This is a genomic window from Kaistella sp. PBT33-4 (genome assembly GCF_029194425.1).
Classification (GTDB): domain Bacteria; phylum Bacteroidota; class Bacteroidia; order Flavobacteriales; family Weeksellaceae; genus Marnyiella.
The window spans coordinates 120390-138923 of sequence record NZ_JARFYL010000003.1; the positions used below are offsets into that span (position 1 = coordinate 120390).

Consider the following 18534-nt stretch of genomic DNA (forward strand, 5'->3'; position numbering starts at 1 on the left):
GGGAACTTCAGTATAAATTAGCTTAAACCTATGATTACATATAAGCTTCAATCGGCTCGCAGGTACAAACCAGGTTTCTGTCGCCATAAGCTTCATCCACTCTGGATACTGATGCAAAGAATTTATTCTCGCGTACCCACTCCAGCGGATAGGCAGCTTTCTCGCGGCTGTATGGTTTGTCCCAGCTGTCTGAGATCACCACCTGCTCTGTGTGAGGTGCATTTTTCAGAACGTTATTTGCCGGATCTGCTTCGCCATTGGCAACTTCGTCAATCTCCTTCTTGATGCTGATCAACGCTTCCGCAAAACGGTCAATTTCGGCCTTACTTTCAGATTCTGTAGGTTCAATCATCAGCGTTCCGGCTACAGGGAAAGAAACTGTAGGTGCGTGGAAACCATAATCCATCAAACGCTTGGCTACATCAGCCACCTCAATACCTAAGGATTTGAACTGACGGAAATCAACAATACACTCATGGGCTACGCGGCCGTTCTCGTTGCTGTAAAGGATTGGGAAATGCTCGGCCAGAACTTCTTTCAGATAGTTGGCGTTGAGGATGGCATGTTCAGTAGATTTCTTAAGTCCGGAAGCACCCAGCATCTTGATGTAAGCATAGGAGATATTCAATACCAGTGCGGAACCATAAGGTGCAGCAGAGATGGCGTCGATGGATTCCGGAGTACCGATCTTAATGTTCGGGTTGCTCGGCAGGAACTTCACCAGATGAGAAGCAACACAAATGGGACCTACACCCGGGCCACCGCCACCGTGAGGAATAGCAAAAGTCTTATGAAGGTTCAAGTGACAAACATCCGCACCGATAAGTCCGGGGCTTGTAAATCCAACCTGTGCGTTCATGTTGGCACCGTCCATATACACCTGTCCGCCGTTATCGTGAACGATTTTAATAATTTCTTTAATGTTGGCATCAAAGAAACCATAAGTAGACGGGTAGGTAATCATTGCTGCAGAAAGGTTGTCCTTATGCTGTTCTGCTTTGGCTTTCCAGTCTTCAGGATCAATTTCACCGTTCTCCAGATTTTTACAAACAACAACCTTCATTCCAGCCAACACTGCAGATGCCGGATTGGTTCCGTGTGCCGACTGTGGAATTAACACGATGTTACGGTGACCTTCACCATTGGCTTTGTGATATTCGCGGATAACCATAAGTCCCGCATATTCACCCTGTGCACCGGAATTAGGTTGCAGGGAGGTTCCCGCAAAACCTGTAATTTCAGCCAGGTCCTGCTCCAGTTCCTTAATGATTTCCTGATAACCGCCAGCCTGCTCGGTGGGAACAAACGGGTGAACGCTCCCCCAGCCGCTCCATGAGATCGGAAGCATTTGTGCTGCCGCGTTAAGTTTCATTGTACATGAGCCCAGAGCGATCATGGAATGTGTAAGAGAAAGGTCTTTTCTCTCAAGACGCTTGATATAACGCATCAGTTCCGTTTCCGTATGATAACTGTTGAAAACCTCTTCCGTAAGTATGGCATCCTTTCTCAGTAAATCGGCGGGGATGCTGTGATTTTCCTTGATCTCCAGTTTAAACGCCTGTTTTTGCTTGAAATTTGCAAACGCTTCTACCAGACAGTTTAGTTTTTCAATCGTAGTACTTTCATTAACTGAAATACTTACTATACCTTCAGAAAAATAATTGAGGTTGATTTTGCGGTCACGCATCAAACGCATCAGGTTACCTTTTTCGTCTTCATGGATTCTCATCTTCACCGTATCGAAGTGAGGTTCCTCTACAACATCGTAACCCAATACAGAAAGTGCATCAGAGAGTGCATTGGCTTTGAAATGGATTTGGTCTGCAATATAGTTCAGGCCTTTTGGTCCGTGATATACACAGTACATACCGGCCATTACGGCAAGCAGAACCTGCGCAGTACAGATGTTTGAAGTCGCCCTTTCGCGCTTGATATGCTGCTCGCGGGTCTGAAGTGCCATTCTTAAAGCTCTCTTTCCGTAAGCATCTACCGATACACCGATTATTCTTCCGGGGATATCACGTTTATATTCTTCCTTACATGCAAAGAATGCGGCGTGGGGACCACCGTATCCCATCGGGATCCCGAATCTTTGAGAAGTTCCTACAGCACAGTCTGCACCCATATCAGCGGGTGATTTAAGTTTCACCAATGCCATCGGGTCACAGGCTACTGCCACCTGAAGGTCCAGTTCTTTATAAGATTTTATATCTTCTGTGTAATCCAGAACAATTCCGTTCTTACCCGGATACTGCAGCAATACACCAAAATACTGATTGCTGAACTGGTGGTTTTTGTGATTTCCCTCTACGATCTCAATTCCAAGACCTTCGGCCTTCGTACGCAGTACCGCCACAGTTTGAGGCAAAACAAGATCCGAAACAAAGAATTTCGCAGCTGATTTCTTCTGCTCTTTGGTCCTGTTGGAGAAAAACATGCTCATCGCTTCTGCAGCTGCTGTACTCTCGTCAAGCAAAGACGCGTTGGAAAGCGGGAAACCTGTTAAGTTGGAAATTACTGTTTGGTAATTAAGCAGGGCTTCAAGCCTACCCTGAGCAATTTCAGCCTGATAAGGCGTATAAGCCGTATACCATGACGGATTTTCAAGAATATTCCTTTTAATAGCCGCCGGCAACAGGGTATTGTGGTATCCGAAACCAATGTAATTAGTATAGTCGGCATTTTTAGCAGCCAAAGCCGTAGACTGACGGATCAGTTCATATTCAGAGAGCGGCTCGGAGATGTTAAGTTCCTTTTCCGCCCTAATGGAAGCCGGGATGGTTTGTGAAATGAGTTCATCGATACCGGACACACCGATTCTGTCCAACATCGCTTTTTTGTCGTCCTCATTCATAGAAATGTGACGGCTAACAAACTGCTGTGTATTCATTTTTATTTAAGATTTATTTAATGGGGAGTATAGGATTGTAAAATTACGGATTTTATGCATTTTGGGCAACCCTGTATTTAATCAGTTAATCAATTGCACAAAGCTTATTTATAATTAGTCTAGATTAATTATATTTGCGCCATGAAAACAGGTAATATTCCTTTCAAGATAGCCCCGCTACTTCCGGCAGGTTCTTTTTCAGAAGAAATGTACTGCGGAAAAAAGAAATGCTGCAAGAAATTTAAGACCGGAAAGCGCTGCAAGAAGTGCCCGGGAAAGCTGAAACTGGCCTAAAATTCCTGCATAATAAAATAGAGTGCTGCAGCCAGTAGCAGGATGGCCAGCAAAATCCTGATCCAGGCTGAAGTGTTACTCCGCAGCGCTTCAGCCTTATTTTCCTGCTGAAAGACTTTTTCAACATTTTCCCGAAACCGTTCACGGTCATTCTCAAAGACTTCAGTTATTGTAATTCCCTTCACCGCCGTTTGGCGCGTTAATGAATTGGCGGCATGCAGGATGATGACAAATTTCCCGTTCTTGAATTCAGTAATCCTGAAAGTACGCTCGCCGTAGGCCTTTTCCAACCCAAAGGGAACGATCTTCACCACGTCGGCATTCAGCGTATTCCACTTAATAATAACTTCCTCGCCTTTCACCGCATGAACCTTGTTACTGGTGAAACTCTTAACGGTTGGCGGCAGCGAACTGCGGCTACTGCCTCTGCCGGAAACTATATTGTGGTCGTAATTGCGGCGCATTTGCGGATCACTCAGCGTTTCGTAGGCTTCCTGGATTTCCATAAACCGCTGCGCGAAGAAGGCATCATTATCATTCTTATCGGGATGATATTTCATGGACAGTTTCCGGTAGGCGGTCTTGATGTCCTCCTCCGAAGCATCGTCCTTAATTCCCAAAAAATAGTAATAGTCCTTCAAAAGCTGAATATGGTTTCGACAAAAATAAAAATTAAAACTGAGGAGCTCATTGAAAAATAAAAACCCGGTCGCCCGGGTTAAATTTTATGTTTCTGCGCAATTACATGCCTATAACCGGCATAGACAGCATAAGCAGGTTCTCACTGTCTTCCAGCCCGTCCACAGGTTCTATGATACCGGGTCTGTTGGGTTGGGACATTTTCATTGTAATATCATCGGCACGAAGAACGGACAACATTTCTGTCAGGAATTTTGAGCTGAAGCCAATATTGATGTCCTCGCCATTATAATCGCAGGGAATCTGCATATCGGCTTTGTTTGCATATTCCGTATCCTCAGCATGCAGGTGAAGCACATTTCCGGAAAGCTTGAAGCGAACCTGATTTGTAGATTTATTGGACATAATGGACGCACGGCGGATTGCTCCCAGAAGCAAGTTGCGGTTTATAGTAAGAACATTTGGATTTTCCTTCGGAATAACTGCGGAATAGTTGGGATATTTGCCATCAATCAAACGGCAGATCCAGATATTATTTCCAAAAGTAAATTTGGCCATATTGTCGTTGAACTCAATAAGAACATCGTCGTTTGTACTGGCCAGGATATTCTTGAAAATGCTCAGAGGTTTCTTGGGCATAATGAATTCCAAAGGCTCGGATACGAGATCTTTTCTTTTGTACACAACCAGACGGTGAGAGTCTGTAGAGACGAAATTGGTTTCATTTTCACCAAACTGGAACAGGACACCTGTCATAACGGGACGCAGGGAATCATTGCTCGTCGCAAAAAGAGTATTGCTAAGCGCTTCAGAAAGGACACCTGAAGGCAGTGATACACTTTGTGCACTTTCAAACTCGGGAATTTCCGGATAATCCTCAGCATTATCCAGCGCTACAGAGAAGTTATCCTTTTCATCCAGAATTTCCAGAACATTTCCGGCAGCATCTGCCGACTCCTTCACCGAAAGTGTAAGTGGCTGCTCACCGTAAGTCTTTACAAAATCCTGAAAAATCTTGGCAGGTACAGCAAATTTGCCGCTGTCCTCTGATTTTACTTCAAGAGAAGTAATAAGGGTCGTTTCCCCGTCGGAAGCGGTAATCTTCAGACTGTTGTTCTCTAATTCAAAAAGATAGTTTTCTAAGATGGGTCTTGACTGGGAGGTTGAAATTACTCCACTAACGGTTTGCAGGGCTTTCTGCAACTCTCCACTTGACACAATAAACTTCATCTGTACAAATTATTTGGACAAATATAATGAATTGGCTTAAAATTGAGAAACTAAACCGGATTACTTATCAACAATTTTGATAAATCTCTATCTTTGAAATTCAAGATCAGCAATGCGAAAACCCCCACTTTATAAAAGCTTTCTAAATGCCCTGCGCGGAATTGGCCACATGGTTCTGCAGGAAAGAAATTTCCAGATAGAACTGGCCGCTCTGGCGATAAATATTGTTCTGATTTTTTTACTGAAAGTACAGCCAACCGAAGCAACTGTGATTCTTGCGATCTGCGGTGCAGTTTTGGCAGCAGAACTTATGAATACCGCGGTGGAGAAGCTCTGTGACTTCATCCACCCCGAATTCCATGTTAAAATCGGCCTTATTAAGGATATTTCCGCCGGCGCAGTAATGCTGCTGGCTTTATCTTCCCTGATTATCGGCCTGATTATTTATCCAAAGTACCTTTGTGAATATTTTATCTGAAATATTTAACTCCGTTTTTAAAGATGTTGTGGTAGTTCGCAGTCGGGATATTTCTGAAAAGTCCTTCAGCAAAACGCTCCGGGTGTCCCATCCGGCCGAAGATCTTACCTGATTTACTCGTTAGCCCCTCAATACCAAAAAGTGAATTGTTCGGGTTGTAAGGCATTCCATGTGCGATATTTCCGTTCAGGTCTATATATTGCGTTGCTACCTGACCGTTCTGATACAGTTCTTTCAAAACTTCCTCCGAAGCCATGAAGCGTCCCTCACCATGAGAAATAGGAATCGTATAAACCTGATCTTTCATCCCACGCAGCCATGGAGAACTGTCATTAACCACCTTTACATCCACCATCTGTGAAATATGCCGTCCTATCGCGTTATGTGCCAATGTCGGTGAATTTTCATCAAGGTCACGAATCTCGCCATAGGGAAGCAGCCCGGACTTAACCAAAGCCTGGAAGCCGTTGCAGATTCCCACGATCAATCCGTCGCGTTCCAGCAACCTGTGAACTGCATTTCTCATTTTATCGTTCTTCAGCACATTCACAATGAACTTGGCCGAACCGTCCGGTTCATCGCCGGCTGAAAAACCTCCGGAGAAGGCCAGGATTTGAGACTGTTCAATTTCTTCAATCCAGGCATCAATACTTTCATTCAGCAGGTCATGGTTCAGATTGACCAGCGGTAAACTGGAAACCACAGCTCCCTCTTTGCGGAAAGCATTCTGCGTTTCATACTCACAGTTGGTACCCGAAAATACCGGAAGAAATACTTTCGGACTGGCCAGGTTGTGCTTTCGGATATGGAACGATTTAGTCTCGTTGCCATTCAGATCTGAATCAATTTCCACTACGATCTTTTCCTTTTCAGCTGTTGGGAAAAGCTCCTCAAAAGTCCCACTCCACGCTTCAACTAATTTTGAGATTGAAACCGTTAAACCATTAACTGATAAACTGTTGGAGTCATTTACTTCACCTATTTTATGAAGATGGTTATGATTGATTTCTGATGTTGTTTCAATAATCAGACTGCCTATATTTTTGCTGAGAAGGTCTTGCTTTTCAAGGTTGACTTCCGCACCAAGCATGTTACCGAAACTCATCTTTGCAAGGGCTGCCGCTACTCCACCATCTTTAACCGTTTTAACTGAAACGATGTTACCGTTTTTAATGTTGTCGTGTAAAAATTCAAAGACTTCTTTCAGTGATTCGTAATCCGGCAGTCCATTTTCCTGTGGCTTATGCCTAAAGTAATAAAGGCTGTTTCCGGCCTTTTTGAACTCAGGGGAAATGATGTTCCTTTTATGACCGTTCGAGCATGCAAATGAGATCAGAGTGGGCGGAACGTTAATGTCCTGGAAACTGCCACTCATGGAGTCTTTACCTCCAATCGCGGCCAGGCCGAAATTCATCTGAGCATCATAGGCTCCCAATAGCGATGCAAGTGGTTTGCCCCAATTCTCAGGAACTGAACCAAGTTTCTCAAAATATTCCTGGAAGCTCAGACGTATATTTTTATAATCGCCGCCCATGGCCACGATTTTAGCTACACTTTCCACTACGGCACTAGCCGCGCCCACCATTGAGTTTTGCGAAGAAATATAGGCATCAAAACCCCAGCTGGCCAATGAAACGGTTTCTACATCGGAGGCACCCAATACAGGCAGTGTCTGTACACTTCCCTCCATCTCCGTGAGCTGATACCTGCCACCGTAAGGCATCGCCACAGTAGTACCGCCCACGGACGCATCAAACATCTCCGTCAGCCCTTTTTGTGAGGCCGTATTCTTATTTGCCAACGCAGTCAACAGATTTTCCTCAGAAAATTCCGGAGTATCATTTTTCACCTCCTGAAGGTGGGATATCCTTGCATCCTGACGCTTCGCACAACCGTTGGTATCCAGGAAGTCGCGGCTCAGATCGACAATCTGCCTGCCCTGCCAGAACATCTTCATACGGCCGGAATCCGTTACTTTGGCTACTTCAACCGCTTTTATATTTTCTTTCTCGCAAAAACTTATAAAGGTATCCTTATCTTTTGCGTCAATCACGACTGCCATACGTTCCTGGGATTCTGAAATGGCCAGTTCCGTACCGTTCAAACCTCCATATTTCAGCGGAAGGATGTCCAGATTGATTTCAAGCGACTCAGCAATCTCGCCAATTGCCACTGAAACACCACCGGCACCGAAATCGTTCGATTTCTTAATCAGTGTGGTTACCTCAGGATTTCTGAAGAGACGCTGAATTTTACGTTCTTCCACCGGATTACCTTTCTGAACTTCGGTAGATAGCGTGTGGATTGAGGTCTCGTCCTGCTCTTTGGAACTTCCTGTAGCTCCACCAACCCCATCACGACCGGTCGCACCGCCCAGAAGGATTACAAGATCGCCTACCTGTGGTTGCTCACGCTTCACAGCATCTTTTTTCACGGCACCCACCACAAAACCTACTTCCATTCTTTTAGCTTTATAGCCTTCGTGATACACCTCATTTACAAGTGTAGTAGCAAGACCGATCTGGTTTCCGTAAGACGAGTAGCCGTTGGCCGCCTGCTTGGTGATTGTCCTTTGCGGCAGTTTCCCCGGTAAAGTTTCAGAGATTGGCTCCAGCACATCGGCTGCGCCGGATAATCTCATGGCTTGGTAAACAAATGCTCGACCGGATAACGGATCTCTGATCGCGCCGCCCAGACAGGTTGAAGCACCACCAAAAGGCTCAATCTCGGTGGGGTGATTATGCGTTTCGTTTTTGAAAAGCAGATACCACGGTTCTATTTTACCGTCGAATTCGGCTTCAATTTCTATTGTACAGGCGTTGATCTCATCTGAAACCACAAGGTTGTCCAGTTTTCCGGTCTTATGGAAATAACGGGCACAGACCGTGGCCAGGTCCATAAGCGATATGGGTTTTGCCTCGCGGCCCAGGTATTTTCTCTTTTCAAGATAGTCGTTGAAAATCGCTTCCAGCGTAGCTTTAAAGTCACCGGTAAACTGAATATCAGTAAGTTCAGTTTCAAATGTAGTGTGACGGCAGTGGTCGCTCCAGTAAGTATCGAGGACCTTCAGTTCGGTTTCTGTAGGATCGCGTTTTTCGGACTGGAAATAATCCTGGATAAACTGCAGATCATCCAAACCAAATGCGAAGCCATGGTCTTGGTAGAACGCCTTTAACTCTTCTTCAGTAAAATCTATAAATCCGGAATGTGTAATAACGGGAGAAGGCTTTTCCTCTGCAGGAATCTGGAGTATTGAAAGGTCTTTTTCCTGACTTTCCACACGGTTGATCAGATGGTCTTTCACTTTATCCAAATCTGCCTCAGAAATTCCGAACAGCTCGATCACTTTTCCACTGCGGACTGTTGAAGTTTCATTGCCGGTTAGGAGCGCGATGCACTGCTGGGCAGAATCGGCGCGCTGATCGTACTGTCCCGGCAGAAATTCCGTAGCGAAATGAAGCTGTGCCGCCGGATTATTTTCGTGCAGGATATCGGTAACAGGATCCACGAAGGTGTTGTTTACAACGAGTTTGAACCCGTCCTCATCCACACCAAAAATATCGTAGATATTATACACTTTTACGTCCTGGATTTCCGGAACCACATTTTTAAGTTCGCTGTATATTTTTGGACTTTCAACATCGAAAATTCCTCTTTTTTCTACGAAGATTCTTTTTTTGTTAGACATTAGATGTCAGATTTTTAGATTTATAGATTTTGGCCGAAGCCAATGTTTTCTGTTGCAAAATGGGCTAAAGGAAGTTTTGAGTAATTGTATCCAACACACAAATTCTATCAAATTAAACTGTATGAAAACTGCTAGTAGATGTATCTTTTCTAAGCACTTTTCCCTAATCAATGATTCAGTGGCAGATCTCTACCTTTGATTCTCCAATAAATTACAATAGAAGCTACTGTTGGGCCGCCAAGCATTAAAAAGTAAATTGGTAAATATCTGGCCTGGAAAAAACTCTCACTAAAAAGATCAGTCATAGCACAAGCGAGTAAGAAAAAACCGATAAACCAGATCATTAATGAAATAACTATGGTTTTTCTCGATATGTTTTTAATCAAACTTTTCACTGCAGATAAAAAATATATTAAATTACACTTTCAAATCAGCTTTCATGCCGATAAGTCCGGCATATTTATCCAGAATTGGCTGCACTTCATTTTTAACAAACTCTTCTGTCTGAATTGGCGCGAAGCCAACAAAATTCTTAGGATCAAGAACTTCCATCAGTTTGGATTTGTCCATTTTCAGGCTGGTATCATTCAGAATGCGCTCCAGCAGGTCATTTTCCTTACCTTGCTCCTTTACTTTCTTTGAAGCTTCCATGGAATGTACGCGGATTGTTTCGTGAATTTCCTGACGGTCACCGCCGGCTTTCACCTCTTCCATGATGATATATTCAGTGGCCATAAACGGCAACTCATCCATGATATGTTTATTGATGCGGTTTTCATAAACCACGATACCGTTCATAATATTGTTCCAGATAAGAAGGATAGCGTCCACCGCCAGGAAAGACTGCGGAATAGCGAGTCTCTTGTTGGCCGAATCGTCCAAAGTCCTTTCAAACCACTGAGTTGCAGCTACCATTGCGGAGCTTGAACTCAGTGACATTACGAATTTGGACAGCGCACCAATCCGTTCGGAACGCATAGGGTTCCTTTTGTAGGCCATCGCCGATGAACCGATCTGGTTCTTCTCAAAAGGCTCTTCTATTTCCTTTAAATTCTGCAGAAGTCTAAGGTCATTGGTGAATTTATGTGCGGATTGAGCGATATTGGAAAGTAAGGCCATCACCTTTGCATCGATCTTACGGTCGTAGGTCTGACCTGAAACACCGAAAACTTTGTCAAAACCAAAACGCTTTGAAAGTTCTGTATCCAAATGCTTCACCTTAGCATAATCGCCTTCAAAAAGTTCCAGGAAACTTGCGGCAGTACCGGTAGTTCCTTTTACCCCACGGAATCTAAGCGTTTCTATAAAAAACTCAAGTTCCTCGAAATCCAGGATCAGAGACTGCAGCCATAACGTAGCACGCTTCCCCACAGTAGTAAGCTGAGCAGGCTGGTAATGCGTAAACCCAAGTGTGGGAAGGTCTTTATATTTCAGGGCAAAATCCGACAGATTTTTAATCACATTGACCATCTGCTTTCTCAGCAGGAGAAGCCCGTCTCGCATCTGGATGAGGTCGGTATTATCGCCAACAAATGCAGACGTTGCACCCAAATGGATAATTCCTTTTGCAGACGGTGCGGCATCACCATAAGTATGCACGTGAGCCATCACGTCGTGACGGAATTTCTTCTCGTATTCAGCCGCTTTTATATAATCGATATCTTCAGCATTGGCCTTCAGTTCTGCGATCTGCTCATCCGAAATCTCAAGACCCAGATCCTTCTCAATCTCTGCCAGAGCGATCCAAAGCTTACGCCAGTTTCTGAACTTATTGTTTGGGGAAAAATTGTAAAGCATTTCCGGGCTTGAATACCGCTCTTCCAGTGGATTTTTGTACGAGTCCATTCTTTCTTTTTACTTTTTATCGTCACAAAAATACGGATTTTTAGCGGAAAATTATGGCTTAAAGCATAACAAAAGGGATGAGGAAGGGACTTTTAACAGCAACTGTAATATGGTACGGAGTCCAATACGGTTGCATGTTCAGATTTGGCGTAATATTTGAGAGTGCACCTTAGTTTAAAATAGATATCATGAAAAAGATCATACTTTCCGCAGCACTGCTAATGGGCACCGGTGGTGTTCTGCTTACTTCCACACAATCCTGCATGGCTCTGGCAACTTCAGACCTGGGACTTTCTGTCATCAAGAGGGTTCTGTTGGGAGGCGTGACGCAAATGGGCAATATTTTCGGCAATAAGCAGGCTTTCCTGCAAAATGACCTGATTGTGCGTGCACTGCCCGAAAACCTTAGAAGTGTGTACAATCTACTTGAAAGGGTGGCCCCGAATTTAGCAATGCGAGGCAAGGAGTATGTGGCTGAAAGTGCTGCATATACTGTAAATATATCACAACCTATCCTTCAGAATGCAGTAAACAGTCTGAATGCGAACGATGTATCTCGGATTATGCAGGGCGGCCAGGGGATTGCCACCCAGGTTCTGCGTGAAAAAACAGAACATCAACTGATCCAGGCCATTATGCCGAAGGTGGATGAAAAACTGAATCAGTTCGGCATCGTACGGTCGATTAACACTGCTTTACAGGGTACCAATATGCTGGGTAGCCTTTTTGGCGGCCAAAGCAGTTCAACCAATCTGGGTGGTAACGGTTTAAGCAGGCTGGCATCCGAACAGATGGTAAACGGAATCTTTAACATTATTGCTGATTATGAGGAGAAAAATAAATCCAGCATGTTAGGCGCCTTCAGCGGCAGTGCAGGATCAATGAAATAATACTATCTTTAGGGTCCTTTTTCAGGACCTTTTTTCATTAATAAAATTAACAGAATGGACCCATTATACGCCGATACCAGCGGACAGAATCAGGATGAATTTTACGAGTCGCTCAAAAGCAAACTTGAAGAGAATCATAATTTCCCTGAAGATTATCTTTATAAATTCATTTTCCCGAATGACAATCTGAAACTCACGGAACTGTATCAGGTCTTCGACAAAATCAAGTACACCATTTCTACACGTGAAAGTAAGAACGGCAAATACATTGCCGCCAGCATGACCGCTTTTGTAATGGATGCCAACCAGGTGATTGACCTTTATAAGAAGGTGGCAAAAATTGACGGCGTGGTAATGCTTTAACATATGAAAATCCTGGTGACCGGGGCATCCGGACTTGTAGGCAGGCAGCTGGTACCCGAACTTCGTAAACGGGGACACTCTGTAAATATTCTGGTACGCAGAAAGCCAAAAAACCCGGATGAATTTTATTGGAATTACAAAAAACGTGAACTGGACAAAGGCGCCTTGGAGGGTGTAGAAAGTATCATTCACCTGGCTGGGGCATCTATTGGTAGAAAATGGACATACGAATACAAACAGGAGCTGATTTCCAGCCGGGTGGACAGTGCAAACTTTCTGTTTGACATTTGCACACTTGCAGATTTATCATTAAAGTCTTTCATTTCTGCCTCCGGAATCAATTATTACGGGACATTTACTTCAGACCGGATTTTGGATGAAGATTCAGATATTGCTAAGCTGGATTTCCTGAGTGATTTGTGCAGAAAATGGGAAAGTGCCGCACTGCATTTTAATAACATTGCCAGCCGAACAGTCATACTCAGAACTGCACCGGTGCTGTCGGCACGGGGAGGTACACTGGAAAAACTGAACATGATAACTGACCTTAACCTGGGCAGTGGCATAGGTAAAGGGACTCAATGGTTCAACTGGATACATCTGTATGATTTAGTCAATATGTATGTTGAAGCGGTGGAAAACACAGAGTTTAACGGTATTTACAATGCAGTGGCAGATGACATACCTACCAATAAGGAATTTATGCGGAAACTCGCTGAAGCCCGGGATAAATTTTTCCTGCCAATTAATGTTCCCGCTTTCCTGTTAAGGCTAGTAATGGGCGAGATGAGTGAAATTATCCTGGAAGGCACACGCGTAAGCAATAAAAAAATCAAATCACAGCGATTTGATTTTAAATATCCTGAACTTAATCAGGCTTTTAAGGCGCTAAACAACTAATTTACTTATCAAGGAAAAACCTAACGTTTTCCACTGGTCTTGCGACCATGGCAACAGATCCTTTTATTAAAATCGGTCTTTGCATCAGAGACGGATTCTCACTCAGTACATGTATCCACTCTTCTTCCGAAAGCTGCTTGTCTGCAAATTTCTCTTTGTAGAGAGTTTCATTTTTCCGGATAAGACCGTCAATATCTGTGTTGAGTTTCTTGAGAACGGTACGCAGTTCAAGTTCGGAGAGCGGATGTTCCATAAAATCAATTATTTCAAAAGGAACATTATTTTCGTCCAGGTGTTCCAGGATCGCCCGGGATTTGGAACAGCTGTTATTATGAAGGACTTTTATCATGGCTAGCAGTATCTAACGGTTATATATTTCTAAAAAAGGCCATGCATTTCTGTTTCGATGCGCTGCAGGATATATCCAAAATCCTCAGGTCTCTCCACAAAATCCAAATCATCAACTTCAATGATCAGTAACTTTCCCTCTTTATATCCGGAAATCCAACGCTCATACTTCTGGTTCAGCTTGGATAGATACTCTATACTGATGCTCGCTTCGTAATCCCGGCCGCGTTTATAGATCTTTTTCACCAGATTGGGAACATCTGATTTTAAATAGATCAGCAAATCCGGTGCCGAAACGAAAGAACGCATCAGGTCAAAAACCGCGGAATAATTGTTAAAGTCGCGGTCCGAGAGCAGATTCATGTCATTTAAATTTTCGGCAAAAATATGAGCATCTTCATAGATCGTCCTGTCCTGGATCACACTGCGGCCACTGTCGCGGATTTCCTTTACCTGGCGAAAGCGGCTGCCCAGAAAATAAATCTGAAGCGCGAAACTCCATTTACTCATATCGGCATAAAAATCCTCCAGATAGGGGTTATGGTCTACGTCTTCGAACTGGGTTTCCCAGCCGTAGTGTTTCGCCAGCATCGTGGTTAGTGTTGTTTTGCCTGCACCAATATTTCCTGTTACCGCAATATGCATTATTAAGGGTTGTGATTAAATGTTATAGGATATTAAAAACCAATAATATAGAAGGCGCTGAACAGCCATTGCACATTAATGGTTCCGGACGGGGTAAAGATAGAGGTTGTTGCCTTTGATTACAAAGTAACGTGTTGAGTTTTTATCCACAATCGATGCACCGGGTACGCGAAAGATTTCCAAGGTCTGTCCGTTATCTAATAAAAATACGGAATCAGCGGATATGATGTATATCCGGTCGTTTTCGCGCCGTAACCGTTTACCTTCTTCAAACGGCAGTTCAAGTATTTTTTCTGATCTCATATTATAAACGAGGAACTGATGTTGAGTAAGGATATAAATTCTGTTTTCGAAGACCAGCAGGTCGCGGACACCATCAACAGGAAGATACAGCGGAATATTAAGTACTGACCTGCCATCGCGAAAGTTGAAGCGTATCAGGCTTTTTGTACTCTCATCCAGCAACCATACAAACTGCTGATCTTCAGCATAAGCTGCCTTAATATATCCGAAGTGATTACGCAGATCTACGGTTTGGATTTCGTTGAGGTTCTGGTCATAAAAGCGAAGTACCTGTGCATTTTCGGAAAAGGTGGGAATATTAAGCGGATTCTGAACGGACTGAATCCGGAAAGGCAGCGTAAGCATCAGCCGGCCCTTCTGTAGGCCCAGTGAATCATATTTGGTAAGGCTGAAGTCCTTGTTGCGGTACAGATAGAAATTTCCGTAATCATCTGCAAAAAGTTCCTTTGTTTCCCTAAGCTGCACAGTGTCCATAGGCAATAAATGCTGCGCGTTAGCCGTGCAGCATATAAGCAAAAGGATGAACTGAAGTGCTTTTGAAAACATATCTTAATTCGGTTCCTGAACCGCCAGAGCGCTGTTATTGGACGGCGATTTCATAAATTTTTGGCCAGTTCTTACCGGTGATGAGCATATTGTTTCCTTTGAAAGCGATCCCGTTCAGGACATCATCGTCGCCGGTCGTGTGCTTTTTTGCGATTTCAGTAAAATCAAATTTGCCGGTCACCTCTCCTGTTTTTGGATTGATTTGCAGGATGATAGGCTTCTGCCAGACATTCGCATATACATAACCATTGTGGTACTCCAGTTCATTCAGGCGGTCATAGGCACTCGTATTTCCGGCTACGGCCACATACCTTACCAATTTCGAAGGATCTGAAATATCCAGAAAGTAGAGGTTCTTGGTACCGTCTGAAGCAATGAGATTTTTACCGTCGTAAGTAAGGCCCCATCCCTCGCCCATTACATTGGGGTATGGAAATTCGCCCAGCAGTTTCAGCGTCGCTTTGTCATAAATGAACCCTTTCTTATTTTGCCAGGTAAGCTGATAAACCTTATCACCTATAATGGTGCTGCCTTCAGAAAAGACATCAGCCGGCTGATCTGTGGAGGCCACAGGTGCAGTGCTTCCAAGAGGATATTTTAAAATTTTTGAAGACCCATTCTGTCCGTCGGACTCATAAACCATATTCCCTTCCAACTGGAATCCCTGTACAAAATTAGCCACATCGTGCGGATACTCTGCAACTACAGTGTAAGCAAACTGCTTTTCAGGGTTCTTGGCAAATACATTTATAGTGGCATCCTGATTTAGTACCTCGCCATTTTTCTTTTTGATATTAAACGTAACCGCGTTATCACCGAGGGTAAAAAAGTTAGGATCAACTACGAGCGCAGAAGTTTCCTTATCGCCGAAACTTATGGTTATTTCCGAGGCATTCTCCATGACTTCAGCGGGCAACTGCAGTTTATCTCCAAAATGATAACCTGTACTTTCCATCTGGAGATTGTACTCATTCAGTGTATTAAGAATTTCTTTATCCTTGTTACAGGCCGTAAGCAGTAACAGCGCAAGCACCGCAATGGCGAATTTACTTCTCATCCTATAATTTTTCTCCAAAAATAGTCATTTTAAAGGACATAAAGAGCCCAGCCGGCCAAGGCAGGTGCTGTGCATTCGTGACTGACCTGTTACACTGTCAGCAACTGATAATCAAAGCAGTAATAAAAAATATTTGAAACCGTAAGGCAGGTTATGCAGTTTTTTTTTTTAATTCTACTTAGCAATGATTGCTCTTCTTCTTGCACCACTTCATTTCATTAACCTATCAAACCATTATTATGAAACAAAATCTACTTCTTAAAGGCCTGCTTTTATTTGGAACCTGCCTTGTCATAAATTGTTCATCCCGCGACTGCGGTCCAGCGCCGGCCAAATGCGCAGAGGCTCCGCCAACCAATGAAATCTGCTCAGCTAATTTCACCAGGTGGTTTTACAATGAAGGCACCAGTAAATGTGAACAGATAACCTATACCGGGTGCTCGCAGAAGGGTTTTGAAACTTTACAGGAATGTGAAGCCTGCAAATGCAGGTAATTCCCGGAGTATCGTTTAGCTTAAATACTGTCCGCGATGGCGCGCTTCATATTGGTATAAGCCATCCTATTTCATTCACCCGTAACCAGGACATCCACCAGGTCCTGCAGAACGCGTATTGCTACAAATTGTGCAAAATCATTACGCTGAAGATGTGGCAGATAAAGTTTTTGTGTTTTTTCAAATGTTCTGGTGCGGATGGAGTAATAAGCAGTACCTACTTCATTATCGAATTCATCTGTGGATGGACCGGCAACTCCTGTGGTGGCAAGAGCAATATCTGTGTGAAATAAATTGAGGCAACCTAAACTCATTTCCTGCGCAACTTCTGCTGAAACGGTTGTTTTTTCGGAGATGGTTGTTGAAGAAACGTTCAGGATTTCGATTTTTTTGCGGTAATCGTAAGGAATGATTCCACCCAGAAAATAGGCCGAACTGCCGGGTACGGAAGTAAGAAGCCGTGCCAGTGCCCCGCCTGTACAACTTTCTGCTGTTGATAGGGTTAAAATACGGGCCAGCAGGATTTCCTTCAGGATTTCCTGAATTTCATTACCCTTCCACGAAATGACGTTTTTTCCTATCAGTGGCTGAAGTTTTTGCACTTCCGCCTCCAAATTCGCGTTCAGGACTTCCAGATCCGGCCCGTTGGAGTTGAGCCGCAGCTTGATCCTGTTGCCCACAGGCAGGTACGACAAAGAAATGGATGGCGGCAGCGCCAGTTCCCAACTTTCAATTTGTGCAGAAAGTAAACTTTCCGGAATCCCCACTACCGTAACTGTACGTGTAACCAGGTGGTTAACGGGATTTCGTTTCGCCAGGAAAGGTATAATCTTATCTGTAATAAGGGGTTTTACCTCATACGGAACGCCTGGCAGACAAAACACCAGATTACTGTCCTGCTCCATCATCATGCAGGGAGCGGTACCATTCTCATTCTGAAAAATCCGGGCGCGCGACAGTACCATAGCCTGAGGTCTGTTAAGTTCCAGGAGGTGCTCACGCTTCCGCTTAATGAAAAGTTTTTCAAGATGACTGAAGGTGGCAGCATCCAAAACCAGCTCATCATTAAAAAACTGGGCAAATGCCGTTTTGGTCCTGTCGTCCTTTGTGGGTCCCAGACCACCTGTGGTAATCACCAAATCAGCGGAATTACATGCCGTTTGAAGTGCAGCTTTTATTGTTTCCACTTTATCTGCAACGGTCAGGATCTGAATTACCGGAATCCCAATCATTTTCAGCTGGCCGGCAATGAAGCTGGAATTGGTATCTACGGTATCTCCGGAGAGTATTTCATCGCCAATGGTAATCAGAACTGCTTTCATCAAATAAAATTATGGTTCAAATTTAAAGTTTTCCCGGAATAAACGGCGTGCCAGGAAGGTGAACTGTATTTAACTAATTGTTAGAATTGCTGCTCTTGTTTCTGTTCCTGATTCTATCTTTTATTGGTTCAATTATTGTTGATGAGTGAAAATCACTTGTTGAACACTAAACTCCATAAAAATGATTACCGTAATTCCTGATGTACCCGAAAATGTAGCGGCATTTAAAGCCACCGGCGAAATCTCACAGGCCGATTTTGAAAACCTTGTTTTTCCTCATGTAGAGGCAAAGATAAATGCATTTGATGAACTGAACTATTTGCTCTTACTGGATACCGATCTGGACAACTGGACGGCCGGCGCCTGGTTTCAGGATGTCCTTTTAGGCATGAAAAACCTTACCAAATGGAACCGTGCGGCGATTGTAACCGACAATAAGGGAGTACAGAACTTCACAGACATCTTCAGCGTCCTGATGCCGGGTGAATTCCGGTCTTTCCCGAAGGAGTTTCTGCAGAATGCTGTATTCTGGTGTGCGAACGGAGATGAAGTTGACGGGGATTAATATCACAAATTGCCTATAAAACAGTTGCGCCGAAACG

15 protein-coding genes are annotated in these 18534 nt (G+C 43.9%); 5 read left to right on the top strand and 10 right to left on the bottom strand.

Going from position 1 to position 18534, the window contains the following annotated elements:
- Positions 1 to 34: 34 nt before the first annotated feature.
- The 3 genes from gcvP to dnaN all read right to left on the bottom strand — a co-directional run bounded on the left by gcvP (position 35) and on the right by dnaN (position 5053).
- On the bottom strand, positions 35 to 2890 hold the full coding sequence (gene gcvP, locus P0M11_RS06585) for an aminomethyl-transferring glycine dehydrogenase (protein WP_275624968.1): 2856 nt from the start codon (positions 2888 to 2890) through the stop codon (positions 35 to 37).
- A 290-nt stretch (positions 2891 to 3180) separates the two neighbouring features.
- Entirely contained in the window at positions 3181 to 3825 is a 645-nt protein-coding gene (locus P0M11_RS06590) for a J domain-containing protein (protein ID WP_275624969.1), read from the bottom strand.
- A 100-nt stretch (positions 3826 to 3925) separates the two neighbouring features.
- A complete protein-coding gene (gene dnaN, locus P0M11_RS06595; protein ID WP_275624970.1) occupies positions 3926 to 5053 on the bottom strand; it encodes a DNA polymerase III subunit beta in 1128 nt (375 codons plus the stop codon).
- Positions 5054 to 5165: 112 nt separating this feature from the next.
- Between dnaN and P0M11_RS06600 the strand changes: the two genes are divergently transcribed.
- Positions 5166 to 5531, top strand: coding sequence for a diacylglycerol kinase family protein (locus P0M11_RS06600; RefSeq protein WP_275624971.1), 366 nt, complete (start codon positions 5166 to 5168; stop codon positions 5529 to 5531).
- Here P0M11_RS06600 and P0M11_RS06605 read toward each other — a convergent pair.
- Together P0M11_RS06605 and purB are read right to left on the bottom strand one after the other, a co-directional pair.
- Complete coding sequence (locus P0M11_RS06605) at positions 5524 to 9219, bottom strand: phosphoribosylformylglycinamidine synthase (RefSeq protein WP_275624972.1); 3696 nt, start codon at positions 9217 to 9219, stop codon at positions 5524 to 5526. The genes P0M11_RS06600 and P0M11_RS06605 overlap by 8 nt on opposite strands.
- A gap of 417 nt (positions 9220 to 9636) precedes the next feature.
- The gene (gene purB, locus P0M11_RS06610) at positions 9637 to 11064 is read right to left on the bottom strand and encodes an adenylosuccinate lyase (protein ID WP_275624973.1); all 1428 of its coding nucleotides are present in this window, start codon (positions 11062 to 11064) and stop codon (positions 9637 to 9639) included.
- Between the two features lie 188 nt (positions 11065 to 11252).
- Between purB and P0M11_RS06615 the strand changes: the two genes are divergently transcribed.
- The 3 genes from P0M11_RS06615 to P0M11_RS06625 are packed head-to-tail and all read left to right on the top strand — an operon-like array spanning position 11253 to position 13217.
- Complete coding sequence (locus P0M11_RS06615; protein ID WP_275624974.1) at positions 11253 to 11954, top strand: DUF4197 family protein; 702 nt, start codon at positions 11253 to 11255, stop codon at positions 11952 to 11954.
- 54 nt (positions 11955 to 12008) lie between these two features.
- The gene (locus P0M11_RS06620) at positions 12009 to 12317 is read left to right on the top strand and encodes a DUF493 family protein (protein WP_158063746.1); all 309 of its coding nucleotides are present in this window, start codon (positions 12009 to 12011) and stop codon (positions 12315 to 12317) included.
- Positions 12318 to 12320: 3 nt separating this feature from the next.
- Positions 12321 to 13217: a TIGR01777 family oxidoreductase gene (locus P0M11_RS06625; RefSeq protein WP_275624975.1), complete on the top strand. Its 897-nt coding sequence runs from the start codon at positions 12321 to 12323 to the stop codon at positions 13215 to 13217.
- Between the two features lies 1 nt (position 13218).
- On the opposite strand, the gene P0M11_RS06630 is transcribed toward P0M11_RS06625, so the two are convergent.
- From P0M11_RS06630 to P0M11_RS06650, 5 genes are all read right to left on the bottom strand, one after another.
- Positions 13219 to 13566: an ArsC/Spx/MgsR family protein gene (locus P0M11_RS06630; RefSeq protein WP_275624976.1), complete on the bottom strand. Its 348-nt coding sequence runs from the start codon at positions 13564 to 13566 to the stop codon at positions 13219 to 13221.
- Between the two features lie 29 nt (positions 13567 to 13595).
- Positions 13596 to 14210, bottom strand: a complete 615-nt coding sequence (locus P0M11_RS06635; RefSeq protein WP_158063743.1) for a deoxynucleoside kinase — start codon at positions 14208 to 14210, stop codon at positions 13596 to 13598.
- Positions 14211 to 14285: 75 nt separating this feature from the next.
- Entirely contained in the window at positions 14286 to 15059 is a 774-nt protein-coding gene (locus P0M11_RS06640) for a hypothetical protein (protein WP_275624977.1), read from the bottom strand.
- A 34-nt stretch (positions 15060 to 15093) separates the two neighbouring features.
- The gene (locus tag P0M11_RS06645; RefSeq protein ID WP_275624978.1) at positions 15094 to 16116 is read right to left on the bottom strand and encodes a glutaminyl-peptide cyclotransferase; all 1023 of its coding nucleotides are present in this window, start codon (positions 16114 to 16116) and stop codon (positions 15094 to 15096) included.
- Positions 16117 to 16681: 565 nt separating this feature from the next.
- A complete protein-coding gene (locus tag P0M11_RS06650) occupies positions 16682 to 17932 on the bottom strand; it encodes a CinA family nicotinamide mononucleotide deamidase-related protein (protein WP_275624979.1) in 1251 nt (416 codons plus the stop codon).
- Positions 17933 to 18113: 181 nt separating this feature from the next.
- On the opposite strand from P0M11_RS06650, the gene P0M11_RS06655 reads away from it, so the two are divergent.
- The gene (locus P0M11_RS06655) at positions 18114 to 18497 is read left to right on the top strand and encodes an STAS/SEC14 domain-containing protein (RefSeq protein ID WP_158063738.1); all 384 of its coding nucleotides are present in this window, start codon (positions 18114 to 18116) and stop codon (positions 18495 to 18497) included.
- Positions 18498 to 18534 lie beyond the last annotated feature (37 nt).